Origin of the sequence: Syntrophomonas sp. (assembly GCF_028707975.1) — a bacterium.
GTDB lineage: Bacteria > Bacillota > Syntrophomonadia > Syntrophomonadales > Syntrophomonadaceae > Syntrophomonas.
This window is the reverse complement of record NZ_JAQVZX010000001.1, coordinates 48441-65752: the sequence shown is the minus strand read 5'-3', so window position 1 is coordinate 65752 and position 17312 is coordinate 48441. Positions and strand designations below refer to the sequence as shown.

Genomic DNA, 17312 nt, shown 5'->3' with positions numbered 1-17312 from the left:
TGGAACGGGAGGGATAGCTTAATGAAAATAAGGTGGTTGGGACATGCTTCGTTTCTTATTGAAACGGGGAAAGATAGGATAATAACCGATCCTTTTGACGAAAGGGCCGGCTATGCTGTTTTTACGGAGACGGTGGATATTGCAACCGTAAGCCATGAACACTGGGATCATAACGCGGTGGAGATTCTTGCCGGTAAGCCGCGAATTATCCGGGGAGAAGGAGAATTCCGCCTGGGGGAAATAACTATTACGGGTTTTTCTTCCTTCCATGACCAGACCCGGGGTAGGGACCGGGGTAAAAACACTATATACAAAATATTGGCAGAAGGTATGGAACTGCTTCACCTGGGGGATTTGGGCCATATTCTTTCTCCCCGGGAAATCGAAGCCATAGGGCGGGTAGATATTTTGCTGCTTCCGGTGGGTGGAACCTATACCATTGATGCCAGGCAGGCTCTGGAAACCATGAAGCAATTGAATCCCAGGATTACTATACCGATGCATTACCAAACCCCGCATGTTAAAATAAGCCTGGCACCATTGGAGGCTTTTACCGGTCAATTGGAGCGGGTGGTAAAACGGCCGCTCCTGGAGATTAAGCCGGAAGAGCTGCCGGAAGAATCCCTGGTGGTAGTATTGGATTACTTGTACCAGCAATATATAGCAGAATAATGGGCAAAGCAGAAAAGGGAGGGGCTCGGGAGTGACCAAGTATATATTTATCACCGGTGGGGTGGTTTCTTCTCTGGGGAAGGGCATTACCGCCGCATCTTTGGGTCGGCTCTTAAAAGGCCGTGGCCTGAAGGTGGCATTACAGAAATTCGATCCGTATATCAATGTTGATCCGGGTACCATGAGTCCCTACCAACATGGCGAGGTTTATGTCACCGAAGATGGTGCCGAAACTGATCTGGATGTAGGCCACTATGAGCGATTTATCGACGAAAACCTGAGCCAGTATGCCAATTGCACTACCGGGAGAATTTACCAGACAGTCCTGGACAAGGAGAGAAAAGGCGATTATCTGGGCCAGACGGTACAGGTTATACCTCATATAACCAATGAGATAAAAGACCGGGTTACCATGATTGAAAAGGAAAGCAGCCCGGATGTAGTAATAAGCGAAATTGGAGGCACTGTGGGAGATATTGAATCCCTGCCGTTTCTCGAAGCCATTCGCCAATTGAAGTTCGACCTGGGCAAGGATAGAGTGCTGTACATACATGTTACTCTTATCCCTTATATAGATGCTGCCGGCGAATTGAAAACCAAACCCACCCAGCACAGTGTAAAGGAACTCCGGAGCATAGGCATACAACCTGATATTCTGGTTTGCCGAACGCAAAAGGAACTTTCTGAGGATTTGAAGGCTAAACTGGCCTTGTTCTGTGATGTGGATCGTGAAGCCGTGGTTCAGCTGCCGGATGCCGAATCTATTTATGAGGTTCCCTTAATGTTGGCTCGGGAGAAACTGGATTTGGAGATAATAAGGCGCCTGGGATTGGAATGTAAACAAGCCGATCTGAAAGAATGGCAAGAATTGGCAAGTCGGGTCCATCACCTGGACAAGGAGATATGCATTGGACTGGTAGGCAAATATGTTGAACTCCCCGACGCCTATCTGAGCATTGTGGAATCCCTGAAGCATGCGGGATTCCAATATAACTGTGAAATCAAGATTAAATGGATATATGCCGAGAAAGTGGAAAAAGAAGGAGCGGAAGAGCTCGTACAAAATGTTGATGGAATTTTGATTCCCGGGGGTTTTGGAGAAAGAGGCATAGAAGGCAAAATAGCTACTGCTGCTTATGCCCGGGAAAACCGGGTGCCTTTTTTGGGTATATGTTTGGGTATGCAGTGTGCGATAATTGAGTTTGCTCGCAATGTATGCCAAATGAAAGGAGCCAATAGCTCTGAATTTGATCCCGACACTCCTTACCCGGTGGTTCACTTGATGCCCGGTCAGGAGAATGTTGCCAATAAAGGTGCCAGCATGCGCCTGGGGGGTTATCCCTGCCGCCTGGTGGAAGGAACCCTTGCTTATGAGGTATACGGAGTTTCTGAGACCAGTGAGCGTCATCGCCATCGCTATGAGATAAACAACGAATTCCGGCAGGAAATGGAGAGCAAAGGTCTGGTGATAAGCGGAATTTCACCTGATGGAAGGCTGGTAGAAATAATCGAGCTAAAGGAGCACCCCTGGTTTGTGGCCTGCCAGTTTCATCCTGAATTCAAATCCCGTCCCAACCGTCCCCACCCCTTGTTTATGGGCCTGGTCAGGGGGGCATTGGAGTATAAGGAGAAGCCGGATACCGCTAGCCGGGAAGGATAATACTAGTTGAACAATGGTTGAACAATCGCTAAACTTCCGCTAAACTACCGTTCCGTCTCTCGACGCCTTACGGCCGACGACTTTTCTTAAGGGAGATATTATGTTTACTACCAGAATCATCGATATAAAAGAAAAAGACCGTTATAAGCGATTCGTGGATTCCCACCCCAAGGGGCATTTTCTACAATTGTGGGAATGGGGCCAGGTTAAAAAAGGAACCGGGTGGGAGCCCTTGCCCCTGGTATTGGAGCAAGATGGTGAAATTAGAGCATCTTTGTTGATTTTAAAAAGAAAACTACCTCTACCCGGGCTGAAAAAATGCATATTTTATTCACCCCGGGGTCCGGTGGTCGATCTGGAGAATGAAGAGCAAATAACGGCCCTTTTCAACGGAGCCGCCCGGGTGGCCAGAGATGAAGGAGCTATTTTTCTAAAAATCGATCCCGATGTCTCCTGCCACAACCAGCATTTCCAGGAAATATTGCAAAGAGCCGGGTTTAAAAAGAACGAAACCGGTTTGAATTTTGAAGGGGTTCAACCTAATTTCGTTTTTCGCCTGGACATCACCCCGTCCGAAATAAAACTATTGGAAAACATGCATAGCAAGTGGAGATACAATATCAGACTGGCCGGGAAAAAAGGGGTCAAGGTGAGAAAAGCCGAGAGCAAAGAAGACCTGCGGCTATTTTATGAACTGCTTCAGGAAACTGCTCAAAGGGATAAGTTCTTGATTCGGGGTTATGAATATTTCGAGTGGATATGGGAATACATGGTGGAAAAAAAGCTGGCCTGCATATTTTTGGCAGAATACCAGGGAATGCTGGTGGCTGCTACCCTGGCTTTGATTAGCGCCGGGAAGGTTTGGTATCTTTATGGGGCTTCCAGCAACCTGCACCGCAATATTATGCCCAACTATCTGATCCAATGGGAGATGATACAGTGGGCGCGCCAGCAAGCTTGTTCCATCTATGATTTCCGGGGGGTTTCCGGAGACCTGGATGAAGATAACCCTCTTTATGGACTATATCGCTTTAAAAAAGGTTTCAATGGTGATTTAGTTGAATTTGTTGGAGAATGGGACAAGGTTTATTCTCCGCTTTTCTACTGGCTCTGGACCAAGGTCTTGCCTGTTTACCTCAAGCTGAGCCGGGAGCTGTCACGGCCCGGGAAAGGACAAGAGATTACTGGTGAAGCAACTTAAGTATGATAAGTGGTTGGAGATTGATATTGATGCAGTTAAGCAAAACCTGGAGGGGGTTAAATCTCTTCTGGATAGCAGTGTGCACCTGCTGGCGGTGCTAAAGGCCGATGCTTATGGTCATGGGGCAGTTAATATGGCTCGTTTCCTGTATCAGAATGGGGTCGACTTTTTTGCGGTCAGCTTTTTATCGGAAGCCTTGGAATTGAGAAAGGCAGGAATACGCTCCAGTATCCTGGTTTTTAGCCCGGTGGTGGATGAAGAGCAGGTTAAGGAAGCGATAAAAAACCATATTACCCTCTCCATAAGTTCTTTATTTGACTGCCAGTTGCTGAATCAGGTCAGCGAGCGCCTTAACCAGCCCTTGAGAGTGCACCTGAAGGTGGATAGCGGGTTGGGACGATTTGGTTTCACTAATATGGAAGAAATCAGCGCAGTATGCCAGTCATTAAAGGAGAATAGCTGCATATATATTGAAGGAATATACACCCATATGGCCGATGCGGCATCAGGGGACCCCGCTTACACGGAAGAGCAGTTCCGCCGTTTTATGGAAATAGTAAATAAACTGGCTCAGGCTGGTTATAAGATTCCGCTGCGGCACTGTGCTAATAGTACCGTTTTTCTGAAATATCCTCATATGCATTTGGATGCCGTGCGAATCGGCACCCTTATTTCCGGGCAGTACCCGGCTGGAGATTTGCCCCGGCCAGTGGAATTAATCGACCCATTTTGCTTTAAATGCAAGATTATTTCCTTAAAAAGCCTGAAAGCCGGAGATTATCTGGGTTATTCCCGCAGCTATCGTTTGAAAGAGGATGCGCAGATAGCGGTGATTCCTGTGGGTTATATGGATGGACTGGGGCTAAATGTCGGCAACAAGGCTGAGGGCTTCATTGATTTATTGAAAATTTTGCTTAAGAACATTTTCTTTTATTATGATCTGGGTCGTTTTAAGTTGCAGGTGAGAATCCGGGATAGTTTATATCCCGTAAGGGGAAAGGTTTTTATGCAGATGGCTATGATTGAAATACCGACTGACTTGGAACTGCATATCGGAGATGAGGTCGAAGTCCCGGTAAGAAAAACCCTGGTAGCCCGGGATCTGGTGAGAATTTATACTAAAGCCGGAGAAGCGGTAAAAATAGGGGATCAAGACGGTACTTCCTATATAGTTGAGGGGGACTAAAATGCATAAAAAACTGGTGGTTTTTCTTTTGCTGGCATTCCTTTTGCTAATGGCCGGCCTGTCCATTCGAGCTGTAAACCGCTTGGATCATGGTTCAACGCGGGAGGGGACAGCTACCATTGCTGTTGTTCAGATTAATGGTCCCATCGGCGGGGTTTCCAGCTGGCTGGAAGACAGCAGTTCTACCGCCGGCGATATTATGGAGGCCATTAGAAAGGCGGGCAAGCGCGAGGATATTAAAGCCGTAGTTGTGAGGATCGATAGTCCCGGTGGCAGTGCCGGGGCTTCACAGGAAATAGCCATGGAACTGGATCGCTTGCGGGAGAAGGGCAAGCCGATAGTTACTTCCATGGGAGATGTTTGTGCTTCCGGGGGCTACTGGATAGCCTGCAGCACCGATCATATAGTAGCCAACGGTGCCAGCATGACCGGAAGTATCGGTGTTATTATGCAGCTCAGCAACCTGGAAGGGCTTTATGGAAAACTGGGTATTCGAAACCAGACTATCAAGAGTGGTGAACATAAAGATATGGGCTCTTCCGCGAGAGAGCTGAGCGCGGAAGAGGAAAAAATCCTTCAGGCCTTGGTGGACGATTCTTACCAACAGTTTTTGGAGCAGGTGCAAAAAGGCCGCCAGGAAAAAATTGCAGCGGATAAATTGTTGGAAATTGCTGACGGGAGGATATTCACCGGCAAGCAGGCTTTGGAACTGGGGCTGGTGGATAGCCTGGGCAATTATTATGATGCAGTACAACAAGCGGAGAAAATGGCGGGAATCAAGGGCGAAAGCAAGTTGGAAGTAATTAATGCCTTTAGCTGGTGGGATCGCTTTAAACTGGGCATGCTTAATCCCAACATCTTCCAGCAGGGAGGATTTGCGGAGTTGAAGTATTGATGTCGTTGCAAAAATCATAATTTAGAAAATCTTTTTGTTGCATAAGGGTTGTATAAATATACAAGCGAGCGTTGGCGAAGCATGGATGCAGCGCTCTGCGGGTACTCCTGATGTTCCATCCTGCGGGTGTCACTATTAAGGTTGCCTCCCATGGATGGGAGATTAGTGCGGTATCCATTGAGTCGGATCAAGCCGTAGGTGTTGCCCATGCGTAGCGCCCTGTCGAGCACAACTGATGCTCCCTTCGGTCGCTATTAAGGATGCTGGAGCGGCTATATTTATACAAGTAAAGGTAATGGAGTCAATATTGAGGGGGGAGCGCGTATGACTTTAACCGAGATGATTTATGGTATCCTATTTCAACCAGTTTCGACCCTGCAATACCTGAGCCGGGAAAAACCATTATCCCGGGCTATGCTGGTATTTATATCGGTGTTGCTGTTTAATGCGCTGGTAAATCAGGCCATATCCCTGGCCAATATTGAAGAACTCCCCTTTTCATTGCCGGTCAATCTGCTCTGGATATTTGGCCTTATGGGGGTAATTTTTTCCGTTCTGCTTCTTTTCCTTATGGGGGGTTTCTTTTCTCTTTTGAGCGAAGTTTTTTTCGGGCGCGCAAATGCCAGTGGATTGCTGGTTTGTTTGGGGTTTGCTTCAGTTCCCGGCATACTGGGACCGCCTTTGCAGTATGCTGCTAGCCTAATAAAGCTGCCAGCCGGGGTAGTGCTTTTTCCTTTGATCAGCATAGTGTGGGTAATGATATTACAGGTAATGGCTCTGCGGGAATCATTGGAACTGGATACGGGTAAAGCAATCCTTTTGTATATAGTTCCATTGCTATTAGTTTTCTTCTTATTGGCGATAATAGCGGCATCCTTTATCTCCAGCTTCCCCTTTGCGGAGTTATAACGAGGTGAAATATTTACTCGCTATGTGGACGGGTTCCTATTAACAAAACACAGGCGGCGGCAGGTTCTAATCCGCCTCCTCGTTGCAGCGCTGTGTTGAACTGCTCCGCAGTTTCTTGTTGATGCTCAAAAAATTACCCCAAATAGGGAGGATATTTTATACAAGTGAAGAAATAGATGGTATATGTGGGGTGAGATGATGAAGCGAAGAATAATGATAGTGGATGATCAAAAAGGAGTAAGGCGCCTGTTGGAAGAGCTCTTTAAAAGAGAGGGCTGGGAGGTTTATGCTGCTGCGGACGGAAAGGAAGCTATTGAAAAAGCGGTTCAGTTTCAACCATCTATCCTCCTGATAGACATGAAAATGCCCAATATGAATGGACTGGAAGCTTCCCAAAAAATACTGGAGAAGCACCAGGAACTGGCTATAATAATGATGACTGCCTATGGGGAGATGGAAGTAGTAAAAAGGGCTCTGGAGTCAGGGGTTAGAAAGTGTATAACCAAGCCTTTTGATATCCTTTACTTGAGAGATGAAGTTAACCGAATAGTTGCGGAAGAGGTATCATAAACAGGAAGATTTGAAAGAGGTGATATCGGTGGCATTAGTGTCAGTAAGCAAATTATTATTCCAAGCAGACAAAGGAGGCTATGCGGTAGGGGCTTTTAATGCCAATAACATGGAAATCGTACAGGCCATTATTAGAGCGGCAGAACTGGAGAGATCTCCGGTTATTATGCAGGCCAGCCAGGGGGCTATTAACTATGCCGGGCTGGAGTTCATAAGCGGGATGGTAAAGATTGCTGCAGAATCCAGTTCGGTGCCGGTGGCCTTACATCTAGACCACGGTACTGATTTTGAGCAGGTGGTAAAGTGTATTCGCAGCGGTTTTTCCTCGGTGATGTATGATGGTTCCAAACTTCCCCTGGAAGAAAATATAGCTATGACTAAAAAAGTTTTGGATATAGCTAGACCTATAGAAGTATCAGTGGAGGCGGAGCTGGGAAAGATAGGGGGAACTGAGGACGACATTCATGTGAGTGAGAAGGAAGCCATGTATACCGATCCCGAAGAAGCCAGATATTTTGTGGAACAGACCGGGGTGGAAAGTCTGGCTATCGCTATAGGTACAGCTCATGGGCAGTATAAAGGAGAGCCCCGGCTCGATTTTGAGCGCTTGGCCCAAATCAAGTCCCTGGTAAAAATACCCATAGTCCTCCACGGCTCTTCCGGGGTGCCGGACGAATCACTTAGAAAGGCTATAAAACTTGGCGTATGCAAGGTGAATATTGATACCAATATCAGAGAAGCTTTGGTCTGGACCATGCGAAAAGTTATGGCGGAGAACCCGGCAGAAATTGATCCCCGGAAAATTCTGGGACCGGCCCGCGATGCCGCAGTGGAGATAATAAGGGAAAAGATCAGGGTATTCGGTAGCTCAGGCCAGGCATAGGCGGGGTTGCATAAATATACAAGCAATGCGGTGACATATTGGCCCAAGTAAATCAGAAAGGAGGATGTTTTTGCGGATTTTTATTGATTCTGCTAACATTGAAGAGATAAAAGAGATAAACGGCATGGGTTTTCTGGCGGGAGTAACCACCAATCCCAGTCTGGTAGCTAAAGAAAAAAAAGACTACAAAGGATTGATCCGGGAGATATCCATGCTGGTGGATGGACCGATAAGTGCGGAAGTAATAGCGCTTGATTATCAGGATATGGTACAAGAGGGAGAAGAATTAGCATCTATTCATCCCAATGTGGTGATTAAAATACCCCTTTGCGAAGAGGGACTGAAAGCAATCCATGCTCTCAAGCAAAAAGGTATTGCTACCAATGCCACCCTGGTATTTTCCGCCAACCAGGCTCTATTGGCGGCCAGAGCCGGAGCGGCCTATGTCAGTCCCTTTATTGGCCGGGTAGATGATACCGGAAATGATGGGCTGACATTATTGGATGATATTGTCGCGATATTTGACCAGTATATGGTGGAAACCGAGGTTATTGCAGCCAGCATCCGTCATCCCATGCATGTGGTAGCATCCGCCAAAATCGGTTCGGATATTGCCACCATACCCTACCAGGTAATTAAGCAGATGGTAAAGCATCCGCTTACTGATGCGGGGATCGAAAAGTTTATGAGCGATTGGAAGCAGGCTTTCTAAATTATCGGAGCTTCGGCCGGCATTTAATAAAGTGAGGCGTAATAACTTATAGGACACAGAGGCACGACCTGGCACTAGCCGGAATCTTTTATCTGCTTCATAGTTGGCTCATTAGCGCTAAGTGCCGGCTTACGAAGGATGATTGGAAGTTTGAACAGGACTATTCACGGGAAATGTTGGAGTGCCAAAGGGGAAATAAAACAGGGGGGTTTATCTTGGAGAGGGAATTGGCTCTGGAGTTTGCCCGGGTGACAGAGGCAGCAGCTCTGGCTGCTGCACGATGGGTCGGTAAAGGAGATAAAGAGGCAGCAGATGACGCAGCTGTAACCGCTATGAGAGTTATGTTTGATACGGTGTCGGTAGATGGCGTAGTAGTAATCGGGGAAGGAGAAATGGATGAGGCCCCTATGCTCTATATTGGGGAAAAAGTAGGTATTGGTGTTCCTCCCCAAGTAGATATTGCGGTAGATCCTCTTGAAGGTACCAACATCGTAGCCAAGGGTTTAACGGGAGCTATTGCCGTACTGGCCATTGGGCCCAGGGGAAGCCTTCTTCATGCGCCGGACATGTACATGGACAAAATTGCTGTGGGTCCCGAATGTAAAGGCCGAGTACACTTGGATGCGTCCGTGAAAGAAAACCTCTGGGAAGTGGCTCGGAGTATGGACAAATTGATTAGTGAAGTTACCGTAGTGGTTTTAGAGCGTGAGCGGCACCAGCAAATAATTGAAGAGGTAAGGCGGGTGGGGGCGCGTATCAAGTTGATTACTGACGGGGATGTATCTCCAGCCGTGGCGGCGGCGTATCCCGAATCCGGGGTCGATATATTATTGGGTATTGGCGGAGCTCCCGAAGGGGTAATTACCGCTGCAGCCTTGAAATGCCTGGGGGGCGATTTTCAAGCCCGTCTCTACCCAGAGGATGAGAGTGAGATTGCGCGCTGCCATAGTATGGGTATCAACGACATTAATAAGATATTTTCCATCGATGAAATGGTTCAGTCAGAGGATGTAATATTTGCCGCCACTGGCATTACTGATTCATTTTTGTTGAAAGGGGTACGCTATTTTAAACGCCGGGCGGTTACTCAGACTATGGTAATGAGAAGCCTATCCGGAACCATCAGGCATATAGAAGCCAATCATCACCTGGATAAGAAGCCTTTGTTTAAAGATCAGCGTATTCAGTTAAAGATGGATTAGGACTAAGCTGTCGTTGTATATAGATATCTCCACAGGAGAAAACCCCCGAATCTTTAAGGCTTTCCGGTCAAAATGGTTCGGACCAGAGTATAAATACTGGTTTTCGTAGGGAAATTATGATTAAATAATATTAATACTGGTATAATAAAAATAGGATTCCACCAAGGAGTCTATCACTGGCAGTTCTTTTCCCACATGCTATCCTTCAAAAAAAAGAGCATTCAAGGAGTACAGTAATAGTGCCTATTAGACTTTAAAAAGCTTCCCATTTCCATCGCAGCTTATAGGAGTATTTTCACTTCGTTTGCCTGCTTGCCCAGCAAATTATCATGATGAAAAGGATTATTAGATAAGGAGGGAAAAATTGAATATCTCAGAGCTGGATAACAAAACCATGCTGGAGCTATACCAGATCGCCAGAGACTTAAACCTGGCCGGTTATTCCAAGCTCCGCAAAAAGGAACTGGTTTTCGATATTACCAAAGCCCTGACCCATGCCGACCAATTGCTCCAAGCCCAGGGAGTACTGGAAATTATGCCTGATGGTTACGGATTTTTAAGACCTTTCGCTTACCTGCCCAGCCAGGAGGACATTTATGTATCGCCGTCCCAAATCAGAAAGTTTGAATTAAAAACCGGGGATCGGGTCGGGGGACAGGTAAGATCGCCCAAGGATAATGAAAGATTTTTTGCTCTTTTAAAAGTGGAAGATGTTAATGGCTTTTCTCCGGAAGAGTCAGTAAAGAGGATACATTTCGATGCCCTCACCCCTCTGTATCCTACGGAAAAACTGACCCTGGAGACCGAACCCCACGAGTTGCCCACCCGTATTATTGACCTGGTTGCACCCATTGGCAAAGGCCAAAGAGGCCTGATCGTGGCACCTCCCAAGGCCGGGAAAACCATTCTATTACAAAGAATTGCTCAGGGGATAAGTGCAAATTATCCGGATATTGAGCTTATTATCCTGCTGGTTGACGAAAGACCGGAGGAAGTAACTGATATGCAGCGGTCCACCAAGGCCGAAGTGGTAGCCTCTACCTTTGATGAGCCTCCGGAAAACCATGTTAAGGTCAGCGATATGGTTTTGGAGAGGGCCAAACGCTTGGTAGAGCATAAGAAAGATGTGGTAATACTGATGGATAGCGTTACCCGTATGGCGCGGGCTCATAACCTGGTGGTACCGCCGAGTGGCAGAACTCTATCCGGGGGTATTGATCCGGCATCTTTGGACAAACCCAAACGCTTCTTTGGAGCCGCCCGCAATATTGAGGAAGGCGGGAGCCTGACTATTATCGCTACCGCCTTGATTGAAACCGGGTCCCGTATGGATGAAGTAATTTTTGAAGAATTCAAAGGCCGGGGTAATATGGAACTGGTCTTGGATCGCAAATTGTCCGAGCGCAGAATATTTCCCGCGATTGATCTTAAACGTTCTGGAACCAGGAAAGAAGAATTGCTGCTGAGTAAGGAGGAGATGGAACTTACCTGGAATCTTCGCAATGCCTTCAGTGATTATAATCAGATAGAGAGTATGCAGCTGATGCTTGATACTATGAAAAAAACCCGGTCCAACAAGGATCTACTGCGCGCTGCCCCGTTGGTATTTGGCCGCAAAGAACATGCAAGAAGCGCCTATTAATCTAAAAAATGAATAATCCTCTTTAATAAGGTTAAGAATAAGGGTCAATAGGCCCTTATTCTTTCTTATTGGAAATGAGGTGAAAATACCAGTGAAAAGGATTTGGGTTTCACTACTCTTGAGTGCCTGTATGCTCACGTCAGCCGTAAATATGTCTTGGGCCAGCCTGAGTGAGGGGAGATTTACCCCCTGTTTAAAAAACCAGACTCCCAGCGGGGTTAGTCAGGAAATTAGCTACCGCATTCATAAAGGCGATACTTTGTGGTCTATCGCCCGCCATTATGGGATAAAGATGGAAAACCTCATGATGATTAACCGTCTGGATGAGAAGAGTATTTTAACAGTGGGAAAGACCTTGCAGATACCTGGTACTAATGCCCGGGTGCATATTGTTAAGAGCGGTGAAACTCTTTGGCAGATTGCCAACAACTACGGGATTGGGCTGGAAGAATTGCAGCAGCTCAATAGAGACAAACCAGCTAATAAACTACAGGTCGGTGAGCGGCTTATTCTTCCGTCAGCAGCTCGATCGCTTGCTTTGACCCAGAGTTCTTCACGGGGGCTTTCCCTGGGGAGCGGTTTTTATGCCTGGCCTATTATGGGTACCATAACCTCAGCTTATGGATGGCGTAAATCCGGATTTCATCATGGCCTGGACATAGCAGGAAAGGTAGGTGATCCTATCCGGGCGGCTGCCAATGGTACCGTTAACTGTGCTGACTACCAACCCATATATGGGCGAACCATTATCCTGGAACATGATAACGGAAAAAAGACGGTTTATGCTCATCTGGAAAAGATTTATGTAGAAAAGGGGCGAGAGGTCAAACGGGGCAAGATAATAGGTACGGTAGGTACCAGCGGACGGACTACTGGGCCGCACCTGCACTTTGAAATCAGAGCAGGGGATAAAACCATCAATCCCGTGCAATTGCTTAGATAAATAAAGCAAAGCTCCCTTCATGGGGGCTTTTTTTATTTATCAATTTGATGTACGCTGGTAATATAAACAACTCGATTTTGTCATCAGGCATATTTCTCAACTTTATGGGGGGTTAACATGTATCTTAGCCTTTATGCCAATGAAAAGGGAGAGGTCCTGGAGCATCCTAACATACTTATGCTGGGGCGCAGTGGAAGTGAATGGTTGGTGCCGGAGGCTAGTGAAATGATGCCTTTACCCCGCGGAGCGTCATTGGTAAGAATCCCGGGGAATATCCCGGTAGGTTTGGATATGAACGAGCGACTGGCTTATTTTGAGTTTGACCCGCTGAAAATCGGGCAGCGGGCATATGCTGTTGCGGCTCTTCTACCCCAGGGTTTTACCCGCACCCTCCTGCCGGCTTGTGTGGGCAGTTCCGGGGAAGTCCTGCTGCCACTTCTGGGTTATGCTGCGGTAGCTCTGAAAGAAGGAAAAATCTATGTAGCAGCCGTACAAAGTGATGAACACCGCAAATGGCACCCTCGATATTTCAACACCGAAAGATTACCCTTAAAGATAAACAAAATGTTGAAGAAATATCCCCAGAACCGGATATTACATCAATTAGCCCGCTGTTCCCTGGAGTATAGCTGTTTTACCGCTCAGAATATTTTCTACCAGCGTTGGGAAGGCGGCATTCCAACTATGAAGGCCTGTAATGCTGCTTGCATCGCTTGTATTTCCGAAGACCATTGTGGCACAACATCGCCGCAAAATCGCCTGGACTTTATACCTACGGTACAAGAGATCTCTGAAGTGGCCAGTGAGCACTTGCTAAAGGCGCGGGAAGCAATCATTAGTTTTGGCCAGGGATGCGAAGGTGAGCCCGCATTGAATGGCCAAAGGTTGTCTCAGGCCATCCACCAGATACGGGATCTTTGCTCGCAGGGAACTATCAACATGAATACCAATGCCGGTTATTGTGAAGGGGTCAAGTTGATGACTGATGCCGGAATGGACTCCATGCGGATTACTATTTTTTCTGCAATAGAGGAGAATTATGATCTTTATCATCGTCCGCAGGACTACAGTCTGGCTGATGTGGAATACTCCATTGCTTATGCCCGGGATCGCGGGGTAAAAATATCTTTAAACCTCTTAGCCTTCCCCGGCTTTAGTGATCGTAAAGAAGAAATCGAAGCCTTGATGAAATTTGTCAGCCAGAACCAGGTGGATATGATTCAATTACGTAACTTGAATATTGATCCTGAATTTCTAATGCGAACATTTCCGGGCAAGAGTCGGGTTTTAGGAATAAGCAATTTTATAAAACTCCTAAAAACAGAACTTCCCGGAGTAAAAATAGGCTCATATTCTCATCCTGTTCGTTAAGTTGCAAGGAAGCAGGAGCAAGGTAAGATGTGGGGGCAAGTCGTAAGGGGTCTGGAGTAATATGGGGGGCAGGCCCGGAACCTGTATCGCTTTATAAATATAAATGTGGTGGCGGAGTAGGAAAAAGTGAGTCAGAGAACCGTTCCCTGACTCTTTTGTGGGAGGAGAAAAGGATTGGAAAAGAAAGGACCATTTACGGTTAAGGAACTCAAGGCTCTGCCTCCAGGTACCCAGTTCTGGGGGAAATACTTGATTATAGGCAAAAACCAGAGAAAGACCAAAGATGGGCGCGAGATTATTGACCTGAGGATAGCTGATTCCTCCGGCGAAATTTATTCTGTCGTATGGGATAGTTGCTCTATCCACGGAGAATTGGAAACAGGTTTGGTAATTGGCCTATTGGGTGATATAGGTATTTATAATCAACGCTTGCAGGTGATAGCGAAGAGGATAAAGATACTGGATGAAGACCAGCGACAGTATTTAAGAATGCCGCTAACTGATATGGAGCAATTGGTGAAGGAGTTTGACCAGATTCTGAATTCTATCGCTGATCCGAATATGAAGGAATTATTGCAGCGGGTATTTAATCCGGAGATTCGCGCGCGATTTTTTCAGGCCCCGGCGGCGAAAAAGATTCATCATAATTATTATGGCGGTCTGCTGGAGCATTCTTTGTCAGTGGCAGGTCTATGTAACAAAGCGGCGGACTCTTACCCGGGTATAAACCGAGACCTCTTGCTGACTGGAGCATTGCTGCATGATATCGGCAAGCTCGTGGAATATGAGATGGATGTGGCGCCACGCTATACCCCGGAAGGCAGGCTCCTGGGGCATATTGTACTGGGCAATGAAATGGTAGCTGCCAGGATAAATGAGATGAAAAACGAAGGAATAGAATTCCCTCTGGAGCTGGAGTGGATGATCAAGCACATGCTGGTCAGCCACCATGGTAGCCTGGAATATGGCTCCCCAGTGCTTCCTCTGTTTACAGAAGCATATATTCTTTATGCTATGGATAACCTGGATGCCAGGGTCTTTGTATTTAAGAATAAAATTGAAGAAGGAGACGGAGATGAAGAGTATTTTAGCAAATACGACAGCTTCTATGGTCAGCATTTCTTTACCTTCCGCTTAGCTTAGGGGGATACCCCGGCTTCGCAGTAAATTTTTCTATTTCATCTGCTGGATCTTCGACCTTTACTTGCTCTTCGGTTCTTACCCATCCTGACTCCAGGACGCGTTGTCATCAATCTGCTGGAGCGTCATATTATGCGTCCCAAATAGTATTTGTGAATTTCTGACTGTAATCGCGGTCTATATACTTACTCAGAGTTGCCGGGGAACTAAAAACCAGGCTAGGGATATTGAATCTGTCTACAATAATATTGGATTCCGCCAGTTTTCGGGTGATTATTCGGGAGCTTTGCGCCACCACCTGCGGGTATTGGGAAAGTAATTCCCGGCTGGAGTAGCAGGCAAAAACTGATTGCAAAGATTCCTCTATGATAGGAGCTATCAAGCTATCTTCGTAGGATATGCCTTCCTTTTGATAGAGTTTCCCTGCACGGGAAGGGTCAATATGGTAGTAGAGAGAGACGGCGGCATTAAGTGTTTCCAGATCCCGGCTGCTGGCCAGTGCCTGCATTTCCAACGATTGAACCCGGCAATCCAGATAGACTATCTTCTGGTATCCGGGGATCCGCAGGTGAAGCCCCGCGTCCATTAGCGTTTCCTGTATCTTTCCCTGCTGAAGTATGATGCCGACATAACCGACCGGTACGGATACCAGTGGACGCAGTAGAAGCAAGAATAAGAGCAGTAGAAGTAATGATAATCCCCATCTTAAATGTTTTTTGGAAAGATTTATTTCCAGCAGGATATACAAAGACAGCCATTCCCTTCAAGGTATTCCCCAAATAACAAAAATTCGCTCTTTATTTTGCACTTCCTGCTAAAATTGGCGAATGCCCGTTTTTAATTGGCGAATGCCCGTTTTTAGAAGAGGATAGTAGCTAAAGAAAATAGAAGACTAGTAACGGTGCCGGGCATGGGGGGTTAATACGGTATTTTTATTATGGGGAGGACGATATGTTTTCTGTACCCTGGTATGCCATTGTTCTTATTTCCGTACTACAAAGCATCTTGATATTAAAAATCGGCTTTGGCTTGTTTAATTTGCAGGTGAATGCCCGCCAGTGTTTCTTACTGTCGGGGATAATGGCTGTAGTTACTTACTTTTTGCGAAAGCTGCCTTTGTTGTTTGGAATTCATACTATAATATTGGTTCTTTTATTAACTATCCTGGTAGTAGTTTTACAACGAATCGATTTCTGGCGTAGTTTGGCTGCAGTTTTACTGGGAGTTATGATATTTGGTGTAATTGAAAATGCCTATTTACCACTATTATTGCAAATCACTTCCAAGACGGTGCTGGATCTGGCGGAACAGCCCTGGTTTAATATTGCGGCGTTCTTACCCGAACTCCTTCTAGGGTTGCTGTTATATGCATTTATCCGACAGGCCAAATTTATTCTTTTTGATTTGAAAAAAGCCGGAGAAGTAAAGAGACCCATTAATCAAGGGGTATTTGTCATTGCAGTCATACTCCTGCAGAGCTTTTTGCTGGTTTTGATCAGTGCTAGTCTGTTGGTAAATCAACAACGCTTTAATATTGCTGCTATCGTTCCCTGGGCTAACATAATTGTATTGCTCATAGCTATATTAAGTATAGTAGCCATAAAACAATTGGAGGAAAACAGCAGGAGCAGTCAAAGAGTCCAGTTGTTAAAAAGTCACCTGCAACAGGTGGAGCTGCTCTTAAAGGTTTTACAGAGTCAAAAACACGAATACAGCCGGCATATTCAGGCTATACAGTCCCTGGTTTATTTAAAGCGTTATCAGGAAATCAAAGAATACATAGAAGGAATTGCTGAAGAGTACTGGCAGATGGAAGAAATCCTTTATACGGGCCATCCGGTGCTGACCGGCTTGCTAAATAGCAAACGCAGTTTCGCCGAATCCCAGGGTATAGAATTTGCGGTAGCCGTGAAATGCGATCCAGCGGAAATACCAATCCCCCCCTGGGATATTTGCAGCATACTGGGCAACCTTTTGGATAATGCAATGGAAGCAGCCCTGGAGGACAAAGGCAAACCCCGGGTAGCAATAGAGTTCAAATATGAATTCCAACATTATGTAATTAGTATTCAAAATAACGGGGCCCGGATTCCCGCTGGCGAGAAAGAATGGATATTCGAACCGGGCTATACCAATAAGGATTCTCCGGCCCGGGGTTATGGCCTGTACCTGGTCAGCAGACTTTTGGAGCGCTACCAGGGGACGATCGAAGTCATGAGCAAAGGACAAACCAGTGTAATCATAAAGCTAGCTGATAAAGGAAGCAATATCGCCTCGAGTAAAAGCTATACCAGGCTCGAGCGCTGGAAGACGGGGGGTGGGTGAT

At 46.4% G+C, this 17312-nt stretch carries 16 protein-coding genes; 15 read left to right on the top strand and 1 reads right to left on the bottom strand.

Going from position 1 to position 17312, the window contains the following annotated elements:
- Nucleotides 1-21: 21 nt before the first annotated feature.
- From PHP87_RS00335 to PHP87_RS00270, 14 genes are all read left to right on the top strand, one after another.
- The gene (locus tag PHP87_RS00335) at nt 22-672 is read left to right on the top strand and encodes an MBL fold metallo-hydrolase (RefSeq protein WP_299917116.1); all 651 of its coding nucleotides are present in this window, start codon (nt 22-24) and stop codon (nt 670-672) included.
- Nucleotides 673-703: 31 nt separating this feature from the next.
- Nucleotides 704-2332 (top strand): CTP synthase, encoded by a 1629-nt coding sequence (locus PHP87_RS00330; RefSeq protein ID WP_299917114.1) that lies wholly within the window; start codon nt 704-706, stop codon nt 2330-2332.
- Between the two features lie 100 nt (nt 2333-2432).
- Nucleotides 2433-3533: a peptidoglycan bridge formation glycyltransferase FemA/FemB family protein gene (locus PHP87_RS00325; RefSeq protein ID WP_299917112.1), complete on the top strand. Its 1101-nt coding sequence runs from the start codon at nt 2433-2435 to the stop codon at nt 3531-3533.
- Entirely contained in the window at nt 3520-4719 is a 1200-nt protein-coding gene (gene alr, locus PHP87_RS00320; RefSeq protein WP_299917110.1) for an alanine racemase, read from the top strand. Before PHP87_RS00325 ends, alr begins: the two co-directional genes overlap by 14 nt.
- A gap of 1 nt (nt 4720) precedes the next feature.
- A complete protein-coding gene (gene sppA / locus PHP87_RS00315) occupies nt 4721-5614 on the top strand; it encodes a signal peptide peptidase SppA (protein ID WP_061213067.1) in 894 nt (297 codons plus the stop codon).
- 324 nt (nt 5615-5938) lie between these two features.
- Nucleotides 5939-6523, top strand: a complete 585-nt coding sequence (locus tag PHP87_RS00310) for a Yip1 family protein (protein ID WP_299917106.1) — start codon at nt 5939-5941, stop codon at nt 6521-6523.
- Nucleotides 6524-6721: 198 nt separating this feature from the next.
- Nucleotides 6722-7093 carry a response regulator gene (locus PHP87_RS00305; RefSeq protein ID WP_299917104.1) on the top strand — a complete coding sequence of 124 codons (372 nt, stop codon included), beginning with the start codon at nt 6722-6724 and terminating at the stop codon, nt 7091-7093.
- A 28-nt stretch (nt 7094-7121) separates the two neighbouring features.
- A complete protein-coding gene (locus PHP87_RS00300) occupies nt 7122-7976 on the top strand; it encodes a class II fructose-1,6-bisphosphate aldolase (RefSeq protein ID WP_299917103.1) in 855 nt (284 codons plus the stop codon).
- Between the two features lie 70 nt (nt 7977-8046).
- A complete protein-coding gene (gene fsa, locus PHP87_RS00295; RefSeq protein ID WP_299917102.1) occupies nt 8047-8688 on the top strand; it encodes a fructose-6-phosphate aldolase in 642 nt (213 codons plus the stop codon).
- 215 nt (nt 8689-8903) lie between these two features.
- On the top strand, nt 8904-9890 hold the full coding sequence (glpX, locus tag PHP87_RS00290) for a class II fructose-bisphosphatase (protein ID WP_299917100.1): 987 nt from the start codon (nt 8904-8906) through the stop codon (nt 9888-9890).
- A 364-nt stretch (nt 9891-10254) separates the two neighbouring features.
- A complete protein-coding gene (rho, locus tag PHP87_RS00285) occupies nt 10255-11532 on the top strand; it encodes a transcription termination factor Rho (protein ID WP_299917099.1) in 1278 nt (425 codons plus the stop codon).
- 91 nt (nt 11533-11623) lie between these two features.
- Nucleotides 11624-12475, top strand: a complete 852-nt coding sequence (locus PHP87_RS00280; protein WP_299917098.1) for a peptidoglycan DD-metalloendopeptidase family protein — start codon at nt 11624-11626, stop codon at nt 12473-12475.
- A 117-nt stretch (nt 12476-12592) separates the two neighbouring features.
- Nucleotides 12593-13846 (top strand): radical SAM protein, encoded by a 1254-nt coding sequence (locus PHP87_RS00275; RefSeq protein ID WP_299917097.1) that lies wholly within the window; start codon nt 12593-12595, stop codon nt 13844-13846.
- A 174-nt stretch (nt 13847-14020) separates the two neighbouring features.
- Complete coding sequence (locus tag PHP87_RS00270) at nt 14021-14989, top strand: HD domain-containing protein (RefSeq protein WP_299917096.1); 969 nt, start codon at nt 14021-14023, stop codon at nt 14987-14989.
- Nucleotides 14990-15116: 127 nt separating this feature from the next.
- On the opposite strand, the gene PHP87_RS00265 is transcribed toward PHP87_RS00270, so the two are convergent.
- Entirely contained in the window at nt 15117-15734 is a 618-nt protein-coding gene (locus PHP87_RS00265) for a prohibitin family protein (protein ID WP_299917095.1), read from the bottom strand.
- 203 nt (nt 15735-15937) lie between these two features.
- Between PHP87_RS00265 and PHP87_RS00260 the strand changes: the two genes are divergently transcribed.
- Nucleotides 15938-17311 (top strand): GHKL domain-containing protein, encoded by a 1374-nt coding sequence (locus PHP87_RS00260; protein WP_299917093.1) that lies wholly within the window; start codon nt 15938-15940, stop codon nt 17309-17311.
- The last annotated feature ends 1 nt before the right edge of the window (nt 17312 follow it).

What these genes read in the sequence shown, in the direction of transcription:
- PHP87_RS00275 (WP_299917097.1), top strand. Translation starts at nt 12,593, where the DNA reads ATGTATCTTAGCCTTTATGCCAATGAAAAGGGAGAGGTCCTGGAGCAT.
- PHP87_RS00325 (WP_299917112.1), top strand. Translation starts at nt 2,433, where the DNA reads ATGTTTACTACCAGAATCATCGATATAAAAGAAAAAGACCGTTATAAG.
- PHP87_RS00305 (WP_299917104.1), top strand. Translation starts at nt 6,722, where the DNA reads ATGAAGCGAAGAATAATGATAGTGGATGATCAAAAAGGAGTAAGGCGC.
- PHP87_RS00335 (WP_299917116.1), top strand. Translation starts at nt 22, where the DNA reads ATGAAAATAAGGTGGTTGGGACATGCTTCGTTTCTTATTGAAACGGGG.
- PHP87_RS00260 (WP_299917093.1), top strand. Translation starts at nt 15,938, where the DNA reads ATGTTTTCTGTACCCTGGTATGCCATTGTTCTTATTTCCGTACTACAA.
- PHP87_RS00310 (WP_299917106.1), top strand. Translation starts at nt 5,939, where the DNA reads ATGACTTTAACCGAGATGATTTATGGTATCCTATTTCAACCAGTTTCG.
- sppA (WP_061213067.1), top strand. Translation starts at nt 4,721, where the DNA reads ATGCATAAAAAACTGGTGGTTTTTCTTTTGCTGGCATTCCTTTTGCTA.